The organism is Marinilactibacillus piezotolerans (assembly GCF_900114235.1).
GTDB lineage: Bacteria > Bacillota > Bacilli > Lactobacillales > Carnobacteriaceae_A > Marinilactibacillus > Marinilactibacillus piezotolerans.
Genome location: NZ_FOSJ01000062.1, coordinates 1 through 11,113, shown reverse-complemented (window position 1 = coordinate 11,113; position 11,113 = coordinate 1). Strand labels below are relative to the sequence as shown.

At 36.2% G+C, this 11,113-nt stretch carries 11 protein-coding genes; 4 read left to right on the top strand and 7 right to left on the bottom strand.

The annotated features are described in order from the left end of the window. Positions 1-322: 322 nt before the first annotated feature. The 3 genes from BM212_RS11025 to BM212_RS11015 all read right to left on the bottom strand — a co-directional run bounded on the left by BM212_RS11025 (position 323) and on the right by BM212_RS11015 (position 3,810). Positions 323-865 carry a Gx transporter family protein gene (locus BM212_RS11025; RefSeq protein ID WP_091898554.1) on the bottom strand — a complete coding sequence of 181 codons (543 nt, stop codon included), beginning with the start codon at positions 863-865 and terminating at the stop codon, positions 323-325. Positions 866-880: 15 nt separating this feature from the next. After that, positions 881-1,861, bottom strand: coding sequence for a polyprenyl synthetase family protein (locus BM212_RS11020; RefSeq protein ID WP_091898552.1), 981 nt, complete (start codon positions 1,859-1,861; stop codon positions 881-883). A gap of 107 nt (positions 1,862-1,968) precedes the next feature. Then, entirely contained in the window at positions 1,969-3,810 is a 1,842-nt protein-coding gene (locus BM212_RS11015; RefSeq protein WP_091898550.1) for an FAD-dependent oxidoreductase, read from the bottom strand. 339 nt (positions 3,811-4,149) lie between these two features. On the opposite strand from BM212_RS11015, the gene BM212_RS11010 reads away from it, so the two are divergent. From BM212_RS11010 to menA, 3 genes are all read left to right on the top strand, one after another. Next, positions 4,150-4,695, top strand: coding sequence for an FMN-binding protein (locus BM212_RS11010; RefSeq protein WP_091898548.1), 546 nt, complete (start codon positions 4,150-4,152; stop codon positions 4,693-4,695). Positions 4,696-4,832: 137 nt separating this feature from the next. Continuing rightward, positions 4,833-5,903, top strand: a complete 1,071-nt coding sequence (locus BM212_RS11005; protein ID WP_091898546.1) for an FAD:protein FMN transferase — start codon at positions 4,833-4,835, stop codon at positions 5,901-5,903. A gap of 2 nt (positions 5,904-5,905) precedes the next feature. Further along, on the top strand, positions 5,906-6,847 hold the full coding sequence (menA, locus tag BM212_RS11000) for a 1,4-dihydroxy-2-naphthoate polyprenyltransferase (protein WP_091898544.1): 942 nt from the start codon (positions 5,906-5,908) through the stop codon (positions 6,845-6,847). A 63-nt stretch (positions 6,848-6,910) separates the two neighbouring features. On the opposite strand, the gene BM212_RS10995 is transcribed toward menA, so the two are convergent. The 3 genes from BM212_RS10995 to glmU form a co-directional block, all read right to left on the bottom strand. Continuing rightward, complete coding sequence (locus tag BM212_RS10995; protein ID WP_072693272.1) at positions 6,911-7,354, bottom strand: NusG domain II-containing protein; 444 nt, start codon at positions 7,352-7,354, stop codon at positions 6,911-6,913. A gap of 160 nt (positions 7,355-7,514) precedes the next feature. Then, entirely contained in the window at positions 7,515-8,489 is a 975-nt protein-coding gene (locus BM212_RS10990; RefSeq protein ID WP_072693273.1) for a ribose-phosphate diphosphokinase, read from the bottom strand. Positions 8,490-8,601: 112 nt separating this feature from the next. Next, positions 8,602-9,975: a bifunctional UDP-N-acetylglucosamine diphosphorylase/glucosamine-1-phosphate N-acetyltransferase GlmU gene (gene glmU / locus BM212_RS10985; protein WP_091898543.1), complete on the bottom strand. Its 1,374-nt coding sequence runs from the start codon at positions 9,973-9,975 to the stop codon at positions 8,602-8,604. 288 nt (positions 9,976-10,263) lie between these two features. Here glmU and BM212_RS10980 point away from each other — a divergent pair, with 288 nt between their 5' ends. Next, entirely contained in the window at positions 10,264-10,665 is a 402-nt protein-coding gene (locus BM212_RS10980) for a general stress protein (RefSeq protein WP_091898540.1), read from the top strand. Positions 10,666-10,919: 254 nt separating this feature from the next. On the opposite strand, the gene BM212_RS10975 is transcribed toward BM212_RS10980, so the two are convergent. After that, positions 10,920-11,113: ATP-binding protein (locus tag BM212_RS10975; RefSeq protein WP_177206442.1), on the bottom strand; the 194-nt coding region annotated here is incomplete at its 5' end.

The following is an 11,113-nucleotide window of genomic DNA, read 5'->3' as shown; positions in this document are numbered from 1 at the left end:
CTTTTTCCTTTACTTACATCTAAAGCCATGACTCTCATTTATTTTCGCTCCTTTCTATATTAAATTGAAGTACTCCACTATGCCTTAACGATTCCACTTTCCTATAGACGATCTCAAAGGACCAACATACTTCAAACTGATTCAATCAAGGATAGTGAAGGGGCCAGTTTGACATGCAGACTCATGGTCTTCTAACGTTGACGGCCTCATCTTCACCTCTACTATATAAAAAAATAGTAGTGCATATCCACCGTCGTGGATATTACACTACTAATCTTAGTATGTTTGACAGAGAACCGCTTTTATTATCTTTTAATTTATTTTAGCGAGATGTCTTATCTTTTAATTGGCTCTTTCGGAAGAATTTTAAAGTATTGATATGTGCCATCATGTAATTTGCAATAATACCATTTGCTATCCCAGCCATTATGCCCATAAAGGATAGTATCGGTAGATATAAGAGAACTGTCCAAGATTGGGCAATCGTACTTGCTACAATTAATTGCCCAAGATTGTGCAAGATACCTCCTGTTGCACTCACACCTATAACACTTACTTTATTTGATCCTAGTAACTTAATCACTAGCATTCCTATATAGCTTAAAAGTGCTCCGACACAACTGTAAAGAAACGTCGATAACGTTCCGCCAAGCAATGTTGTCATGAGCAATCTCATCCAAACTACAGTAAAGCTATCTTTAAATGGTAAAGTATAAATGGCAATAATGGTAATGAGGTTTCCAATTCCGAGCTTGGCTCCTGGCGCAAAAGCAAAAGGTGACGGTATCATTCTTTCCACCAAGCTCAAGACAACTGCCTGAGCAGCGAGTAAAGCGATATAGATCATTTTTTGGCTTTTTGTCATATTCAGCACCTTATTCTAAAGATTACGTTGAAGCAACTGCAGTGTTAGTTTCTCAATGACCTTTTTCTCTGGTGTATCTGGTAATTTTTTTATTCGTTTTATAGCTTTTTCGGTATATTTCTGCGCTATTTGTCTGGCTTCTTTTACCCCTTCAAATTCAAGGACCCACTGTTTAATTGTTCTAATATCTTCATCTGTCATTTGATCTTGTTTCGATAGCAAAGGCTCAAACTTAGAACGATTTTTACGCATAGCAAAAATAAGAGGAGCGGTATAGATTCCTTGCCTTACATCTTCTAAAACCGGTTTTCCGAAGTCTTCTGCACTTTGTGTATAGTCTAAAATATCGTCTAATAACTGAAACGCCATACCAATGTGGCTTCCAATATAATAAGCATTTCTTGACTCTTTTTCAGATTGGCCCCCCTCTAATGCTCCAGTATAACAGGCCAATGCAAATAACTGCGCTGTTTTACCAGAAATTTGTGTTAGATACTGACGAATGGTCATATCTTGCTTATAATACAAATTCATCTGATCTAATTCGCCCATCAGTATTCGTTCCATTCCCCGAGTATTTACTTCAAACTGATTAACCGTATTAGCATATTGTGCACTTAAACGAAATGAAACTGTGAATAAATAATCTCCAGCATAGACCGCTGCACTTTTTCCATATCTAGATTGTAAAGAAACTTTCCCTCTTCTTTGTGATGCATCATCGATAATATCATCATGAATCAGGGTCGCCGTGTGCAGCACTTCAATGGATGCAGCTAATGCCTGAGCGCGTTTGGGATTATGATCAGCTCCAAAAGTAGAAAACAGGAGCGTATAAGCCGGGCGCACCATCTTCCCTCCCGAATCAAGCATATCTTTTAATACAAATTCTACTTCCTTATTTCTCATGCGGACTGATTGTTCAATTAGTCCGTTTACTTGTTCCAATTCAGTTGCTACCTGAGGGTAATTATCCCACATCCGATGCAGTTTCATATATTTCTCCTTTAAACTAAAATAACTTAGATAGAGAGAGGAGGCAAGTCTGCAAACCTGCCTCCTCTCTCTACTATTATACTCAATATTCAACTATACGTTAAGGGTTAATACAGAGATTTTTCTTTTCCATACCACCATGATCCAGCTTTTTTCTGAATCCATGGGATAACATAGTAATCCAACCCAAATGCACGTCCTGATCCATTCATCAATGCAATTGCAACAAAGATAAACCAGATATTAATCCAGTAGAACATACCTGAAAGAGCGAAGGATATTACAAGCCCAATTGTTGCGGCACTTGTCAACCAAGTAAATAACCCAAAGATCAGTGCTAAAGCTATAGCAATTTCAACATAAGTCATAAATTTCTGGAAGAATAACGCCATTTCTGTATTAGGAATCATTATTTTCATAATGCTTTCAAACCAGCCTGGAGCTTCTTTAAAAATCATCATCGGTTCTTCTCCATATGCATAGCTTAGTCCAAATACTGGTTTTGCAACTGTTTCTTCCACTACTTCAGATGCACCGGATGCCGGATCTTGCAACCAAGAGAAAGGCAAGGCAACGTAATCTCCAAACCAGCTCTCTGCCCCGAGCAATCCGAAGGCTTTTTTGAGACCTTCTACTAGCCACATACTCCCATAAAACACCCTTAAAGGCACACTCCATAATACATTTCCATACCGTGATAAGTGCCCGCGGAAAATATTACGCTTGTTTTTAATATGGAAAAATTCATGGAATATATACTGTACTAAATAATATAGAGAATTAATATCGACAAAATACTTAAGGTTTACTATGTGTTTCATTAATATTGCAAAGAATCCACTTAAATGAATTTTATCAAATAAATAAGCTACCCCATATGTGGACCCTACAGAAACTAACGTTCCTTGATAATTAGATTCATGTGGATGTTTTTCTCCACCTTGAATGGCTGCTGCAATATTTTTAGCTGCTGTATGACCTGTTTGTTCAGCTGCCTGTACGATTTGTGGAGTGGGTTTCCCATTTTCTTCATAATATACAAGATCTCCAATGACATAAACATTTTCTAACCCTTTTGCTTCCATAAATTCATTTGCAACTAATCTTCCAGCTCTAGCTTTTTCTACACCAAATTCGTCAGTATCTGTGTTAGCTTTAACTCCAGCCGCCCATATTAGTGTATGCGTTGGTAAGTTTTCGTCTGTTTTTAATTCTACATTATCTGGAGCTACATTCACAACTGGAGCATTTTTCAATATACGAACTTTCTTCTTCGTTAAATATTTTTCTACTTTATTTGAACTAACACGAGGAATAGTTGCCAATATCTCCGGTAATGCTTCTACAACGACCAATTCAATTTCACTTTCATCGATGTGATACTTGTCCGCAAGTACTGGTTTCCAATCAATTAGTTCCCCAACCATTTCAATACCAGTTAATCCAGAACCACATACAACGAATCGTAACATAGCTGCTCTTTTTTCAGCATCTCGTTCTCTGGCAGCTGCAGCTACTGTATCTTCTATATGACGACGAATACGAACTGCATCTTCCCATGACCAAAGAGTAAATCCATTTTCTTTAACACCTGGAGTGCCATAATCATTTGCTTCTCCACCCATACCTAAAACAAGGTAATCATATGCATATTGACCATTTTCAGTAATAACAGTTTTATTTTGGTGATCTAATTCTGTTACGTTATCTGTCACCAACTGAACATTTTTTCTTCTAGAGAACAAACGTTGTAAGTCATACTGGATAGCGCTAGGTTCTACCCGTCCACCTGCAACTTCATGTAATTCAGTCATGTAAGTATGATAGGGATGACGATCAATTAATGTGATCACTACATCACTATTTTTCTTCAATTTTTTCGAGAGTGATTTCGCAGCAGATACCCCTGCAAACCCGCCTCCAACAACAACAATGTTAATCTGTGGCATATTGGTATACTCCTTTTATAATAGCTAATTCTATTGTGATTCCAACATCAAATAATTTGATAATTATTTCACAATTATTCCGAATTAATTATAACGTAATTAATAAGCATTTGTCTAGACTATTTTTAAATTATTTTAAAACTTTTAAAATAGCATATAATCAAACATGAATAGGCTTTCTATTTATATGAAAATTATATTAAAAAATAGATAAATAAAAATAATTTATTGTGAAAGTATAGACAAACGATAACTAGAAAGGTATACTATGTTTGTAAATTAATTTGCAAGCGAGTAAATGCTCGTAAGCTAAAACTAAATTCCTATTGGAGGGACACCATGAAAATCATGAAAAGTTTCAAATTCGCAACAACACTTTTTGCATCAACATTAATTTTGGCAGCATGTGGTAATTCAGATGAAGCTGAAGATACTGAAGAAACAACAACTGAGGAATCAACTTCTGAAGAATCAACTACTGAAGAATCAGAAGACCAAGCAGCTACAGGTGAATTACAAGACGGTACTTATTCATTGGAAGAACAAAACTTCGATGAAAATGGCTGGCGTGTAGTTTTCGATATGACAGTAGACGGTGGAGAAATCACTGAATCAAACTATGACTACAAAAATGAAGCTGGAGATTTGAAATCAGAAGACGAAGGCTACCAAGAAGCTATGTCAGAAAAAGTTGGCGTTGGTCCAGCTGATTATCTTCCTGATTTAAACAGCCAATTAGTAGAAGTTCAAGATCCTTCAGAAGTTGATGTTGTATCAGGTGCTACTCAGTCATCAGAAAGCTTTATCAAATATTCTGAACAATTGATTGATGCTGCTGAAGAAGGCAATACTGAAATGATCGAAGTAGACAACGCTGCAGAATAATAAAAAGACTTTGCATTAAGTCAATTTAATATTGCAATAAAGCGTTTCTATAAATACAATGAGTCTTAGAGATAATTCTAAGGCTCATTTTTTTATGTAAATCAAATGAGCTAGTATCTATAATGAGGAGTTTTTACATGAAAACGAGAATGCACACTCGAATAATTTTGTTATTATCAATTTTGCTTACTCTCAGCGGCTGTAACTCTGCTGTTTCTGAAGATGAGCGCACGCTTGCTGACCAACCATACGAAGAGACAGAATTTTTAATGGGCACTGTGGTACGTGTGACAATCTATGATCAAGGAAAAGAAGAAGTCTTGTCAAAAGCATTTGACCGAATAAAAGAATTAGCTGAATTTATTACAACGGAAGATGAAGAAGAACATTCTATGATCAAAGCAATCAATGAAGCGGCCGGGCAAGAGCCTGTTCCAGTTTCAGATGATTTATTTGCTCTTATTAAATCTGCTCTTACTTACAGCGAAAAAACAGAAGGTAGTTTCGATCTAACTATTGGACCAATCACAGATCTATGGCGAATTGGTTTTCCCGATGCTCGAGTACCTTCACCAGCTGAAATTGATACAGCATTATCTTTAGTAGACTACAAAAAAGTAGAGTTAAATGAAGAGAATCAAACTGTTTACCTTTCTGAGGAAGGTATGAAAATTGATCTTGGAGCAATTGCAAAAGGTTTCATTACAGATGAAACTGTTAAAGTACTAACCGAAAACGATGTTGAAACAGCTGTTATCGACCTAGGAGGCAATATTTTTGTTATGGGCAGTAGCCCAAGAGATGTAAATGAAGACTGGCAAGTAGGAATCCAAGATCCTTTTGAAGAACGCGGGGAAATCATTGGTTTTATTCCTCTCAGTAACCAATCTATGGTAACTTCAGGCGTTTATGAAAGATTCCTTGAAGTTGATGGTAAAAAATATCATCACTTAATGAACCCGGAAACTGGGTATCCTTTTGACAATGAGCTCGCCGGAGTAAGCGTAGTAACAACTAGCTCAATTGATGGAGACGGATTATCTACTTCCTTATTTTCAAAAGGATTAGAAGGTGGACTGGAATATGTCAATCAATTAGACGGAGTAGATGCCGTGTTTGTTACGAAAGATAAAAAAGTATATCTTTCAGATGGCTTAAAAGACTTTAAATTAAAAAATGATGACTTTACATTAGTGAATGGAGATTAATCATGGCCGCAAAAACTTTTTTAGACCTAGTAGAAATAAAAACTAAATTAGCTAGTTTATTTCCTTTCTTACTAGGATTACTGTTTACAATTTATTATTTTCAAGTTTTTAACTTAACAAATTCCCTCATATTTTTTGTTGCTATGCTGTTGTTCGACATGGCGACCACGGCAATCAATAACTTAATGGACTACCAGAAAGCAAAAGCTGCCGGCTATAAGGAAGAAGTCAATATCATCGGTCAAACCAAATTATCAGAGAAACTAGTCATTTATCTAATTCTCAGCATGCTGACGCTGGCTTCTCTTTTAGGGATCGTTCTAGTAATTCGGACTAGTCTTCTATTACTCTTTATAGGTGGACTATGTTTTCTGATTGGAATATTTTACACTTTCGGTCCTGTACCGATTTCAAGAATGCCTCTAGGTGAAGTCATTTCCGGATTAACAATGGGCTTTGGCATTTTCTTTATTATTGCATTTGTTAATGTAGATAACAGTCTACTGCTGGATTTAAGTCTGCGTTTGCCTGAATTCAATATATCAGGTAACTTATGGTCTCTATTAATTATTTTTTTCGTATCCTTGCCAACCGTCTTCTTAATTGCCAACATTATGCTAGCTAACAATCTTTGTGATCTTGAGCAGGATATTTCCAACCATCGTTATACTCTACCTTATTACATCGGAAGAAAAACTGGTGTGCAACTCTTTAATTTACTAGTATATGCTGCATATCTCGTTATTGTAATATCCGTTTTAACAGGTTGGTTACATCCATTACTTTTACTTGTATTATTAACACTTATTCCAATTCATAAAAATTTAGCTACCTTTAATCAAGCACAAATAAAGGAAAAAACATTTATTGTTTCTATTAAAAACTTAGTTCTATTTTCTGGAGCTGAAGTGATTCTATTAGGTATCAGCGTCTTAATCAACTAAATTTAATCCATTAAAAAACCACTGACGATTATTTAATTCGCCAGTGGTTTTTTTATTATTGAATTAAAGAGGAATAATAACCTCTTCGTCATCTTGAATCTCTGTGCCATCAGGAGATTCTGCATGGATTTCTATAATTAATTCATGAGGCAGCACTACTGCAGTCTCACCTGGTTTACTAATCCAACCTTTTCTGACACCGATTTGATCTGGACTGTTATCTTCTTTATTACGTATTCGGGTTCCATCTACTTCAATAATGTTATATTGATCCTCCGCAGGGTAAAAGGTCATTGTTTCATGAGGGGTATCCTCAGAAAGTTCTACTCGATAAACTTCTTCTCCCGAGATTTTAACAGTTGCATAGACCAAAGCATCTTCATCTATCTGACTCAACTGGATACCATAAACCACATGTGGGATAAAAGAAGCTACAAAAAGACATACAATGATGACTGCATCTAGTGGTTTCATTTTGCTCAAATGAAATTTAATTTTATCAAGCATGACTGGTTCTGCTCCTTTTCCCCTAAAAGACCAACAAAAGACACTAGCCTAAAGTAAAATCATCTCACTATTATTATACATTTAGAAAAACTAATAATAATCAGAAATAATCGTTTAATTTGTTTAGTTAGGCCAGTGACTCTTATTTTAGCTATTTAGTTTATTTTTTAAATTTTTTCTCAAATAACGGACTTACTGAGCGGTTTTCGTGAATGCGTTTAATGGCATGTCCCATAAGCTCTCCAACACTTACTTGAGCAATTTTATCAATCTTTTTATCTTCTGATAGGTTGATAGAATCTGTAACAACCATTTTTTTAATTGGTGATGCTTCTAATCTTTCAATTGCTGGTCCAGAGAATACAGCATGAGTCCCACAGGCGTATACTTCGTTAGCACCTTGATTAATCAGTGCATCAGCGGCTAAGGTAATCGTTCCAGCAGTATCAACTAAATCATCAATCAGTATTGCAGTCTTTCCATTTACATTCCCAACGATATTCATAACTTCTGCAACATTTGCTTTTGGTCTACGTTTATCAATAATTGCTAATGGTGATTTCAAGAATTCTGCAAGTTTACGCGCACGTGTTACGCCACCATGATCAGGAGACACAACTACTGTATCTTCTCCACCTAACCCTTTATCCAAGAACCAGTTTGCAAGTAGTGACGCTCCTAGTAAGTGATCTACAGGGATATCAAAGAACCCTTGAATCTGAGAAGCATGTAGATCAAGCGTTAATATTCTATCTGCTCCTGCTTGTGTGATCATATTCGCTACTAGTTTAGCGGTAATCGGTTCACGAGATCTCGCTTTTCTATCCTGTCTTGCATAACCATAATAAGGGATAACTACATTAATTGTCTTAGCACTTGCTCTTCTCAATGCATCAATCATAATCAGCACTTCCATTAAATGATCATTTGCAGGTGCTGATGTAGACTGAATTAAATAGACGTGATCTCCACGTATACTTTCCTCAATATTGATGCGAATCTCACCGTCGCTGAATTTTTTTACAGATACGTCTCCTAATTCTACTCCAACGTCTTTTGCAATTTTTTCTGCAAGTGGCACGTTAGAACTCAAAGCAAAAATCTTAAGTTTTGGATCTGAATAATGTTCGGACATGTCGGCCTCCAATTTTTTGTGCGTTTCTATTTTTTCCCATCTCCTAGTTTATGATGAAGCGCGGGATAAATCAATATTCTTATTTAATAATAACGCTTTTAAAGAGAGACTTCTAATCTTTTTGTGGCATTTTAGTGAAATATCCTTCTTTTATCGTTTGACGAGCTCTAGCAATCGCCAAAGCATTTTCTGGAACAGTATCTGTGATTGTTGAACCAGCAGCAATATACGTATTTTTCTCAACTGTTACAGGCGCAATCAAGTTAGTATTACATCCAATGAATGAGTTGTCTCCTATATCGATTTTGTGCTTATTCTTTCCATCATAATTCACAAAAACCGTTCCGCAGCCTACATTAATATTTTCTCCCAATTCGGCATCTCCTACATAAGTTAGATGTCCAATTTTGGTGTGCTTGCCGATCGTAGCTTTCTTCACTTCAACAAAATTTCCAATATGAACAGATTCTTTTAAAATCGTTTGGGGTCTTAAATGACTGTTTGGTCCAATATCACTACCATCTCCCATAATTGATTCTTCAATGGTAGAACTTATAATTTTAACACTGTTGCCAATTGTACTATCTACGATTACTGAGTGAGCACCAATCAGTACGCCTTCTCCAATCACTGTGTTTCCTTTAAGGTAAACGCCTGGCTCTATGACTGTATCTTGGCCGATTTTTACATCACTTTCAATATACGTATTTGCAGGATCAATAATTGATACACCATTACGCATATGCTGCTCATTGATACGCTCTTTCATTGATTGATGAGCTTGGGCTAAAGCAACACGGTCATTTACACCTAATGCTTCGTCCATGTTTTCCAGTTGGAAAGCAGCGACAAGTTCTTCTTGATTTTTTAATATTTCAATCACGTCCGGCAGATAATATTCTCCCTGGACATTTTCGTTTTTTACTTTTTCTAACGCTTCAAACAATGCTTTATTATCAAAACAGTAAGTCCCTGTGTTGATTTCTTGAACAGCAGCTTCTTCTTTTGAAGCATCTTTTTGTTCTACAATTTTTACTACCGCATCATCATTTGAACGAATTACACGCCCATAACCAAATGGATTATCAGCATGAGCTGTCAAAACAGTTGCCTTGGCCCCTTCATTTTCATGAAAATCAACTAATCCGGTCAATGTCTTTGCCGTTAATAACGGAGTATCTCCACAAATCACAAGCGTTGTACCCTCTTTATCTTTTAAGATTGAAGCTGCTTGTTTCACTGCGTGCGCTGTTCCTAGTTGTTCTTCCTGCAGTACATAAGAACTCTTATCCCCTAAATAATCTTGAACAGTTTCCGCTCCAACACCAGTAACAGTCACTACTTGATCCATTTTGACTGCATGTGCTGCATCTACAACATGACCAACCATTGGTTTTCCCATGACTGGATGCATGACTTTGTATAATTTTGATTTCATTCTTGTGCCTTGACCTGCTGCTAAAACTACTGTGTATCTTTTACTCACTATAGTACTCCCATTCTATTCATTATGTCTTAGGTTATATTTATAAATTAGTCAATTTGTGCTTAATGTTAGCTTCTGATTATCTAGCTGAATTATGCAGATTCCTTACTATATGATACTTTACCTACCTTCTCTTTTCAAGTTTCTAAGTTGTTTTGTTTGTAGGATACTACCTGTACTTTTATAATAGTGTTATATTGGCATAGACACATTTTTGTCACAGTTATGTCTATGCCAATTTTATTATGACTCTTGAAATTTTTAAAGGTAACATTAGGAGGAAAAATCATGAAAAAAAAGCAAACTGTCATAGGAAGTTATAAAACAGAAGATGAAGTAATCAAGGTCATCAAAAGATTAATTACTGACGGCTATTTAAAAGATGAAATTACACTGTTTACAAATCAGAAAAGAATGAATAGTTTAGATAATCCGGAAGATATTGATATCGCTGAACCAAATATGAGTGACCCGAAAGAATCACATGAAGATGATAAGAATTTCTGGCAATCTATCAAAGATGCTTTCAAAATTCGTGAAGATCATCATTTTGATGATCCTAATTACACTGCAGACAATGAATTACTTTATCGATATAGAGATAATCTCATTGCAGGCGAGATTGTTATTGTAGTGAACAATTTTAATGCTGATCGTTCCGGTAGTACCAATAGCACAACATCTCAATGAAGAATTTCAGATTAATTTCAAGGCAGGTCAGATGCTGTCAGTTCTTTGGGTTCACTAACAGTGATACCCTTCTGCAGGTGCTGTAGAAAGCATGACAAACGGCGGGCAACCTCCATTAGATGATTATTACGCGCTTATAGACCCGCCTATTCGCAAGAATGAGTCTCTCAATATCCATTACAAGTCCACTTGTTCGTGCTTAGAGTCCACTAAATAGCCACGCTCGGTGAAAGCGTGGCTTGTTGTGACAGGATTTAGTTAGTACTTGCTTTAGCTAACTGTTCTCGCATATTTAATTGACCTGTATCAAACCATACGGCATTATGCACGATTCTATCCATAATGGCGTCCGCATGAACACCGCCTCCTAATCTTTTATGCCAATCTGACTTTCTAAATTGTGTACAATAGATGGTGGAGCCGGAGTCGTAGCGACGTTCAATGATTT

Excerpts from the sequence above, each read along its gene's own strand:
- BM212_RS11025 (WP_091898554.1), bottom strand. The coding sequence starts at position 865 with ATGACAAAAAGCCAAAAAATGATCTATATCGCTTTACTCGCTGCTCAG.
- BM212_RS11020 (WP_091898552.1), bottom strand. The coding sequence starts at position 1,861 with ATGAAACTGCATCGGATGTGGGATAATTACCCTCAGGTAGCAACTGAA.
- BM212_RS11015 (WP_091898550.1), bottom strand. The coding sequence starts at position 3,810 with ATGCCACAGATTAACATTGTTGTTGTTGGAGGCGGGTTTGCAGGGGTA.
- BM212_RS11010 (WP_091898548.1), top strand. The coding sequence starts at position 4,150 with ATGAAAATCATGAAAAGTTTCAAATTCGCAACAACACTTTTTGCATCA.
- BM212_RS11005 (WP_091898546.1), top strand. The coding sequence starts at position 4,833 with ATGAAAACGAGAATGCACACTCGAATAATTTTGTTATTATCAATTTTG.
- menA (WP_091898544.1), top strand. The coding sequence starts at position 5,906 with ATGGCCGCAAAAACTTTTTTAGACCTAGTAGAAATAAAAACTAAATTA.
- BM212_RS10995 (WP_072693272.1), bottom strand. The coding sequence starts at position 7,354 with ATGCTTGATAAAATTAAATTTCATTTGAGCAAAATGAAACCACTAGAT.
- BM212_RS10990 (WP_072693273.1), bottom strand. The coding sequence starts at position 8,489 with ATGTCCGAACATTATTCAGATCCAAAACTTAAGATTTTTGCTTTGAGT.
- BM212_RS10980 (WP_091898540.1), top strand. The coding sequence starts at position 10,264 with ATGAAAAAAAAGCAAACTGTCATAGGAAGTTATAAAACAGAAGATGAA.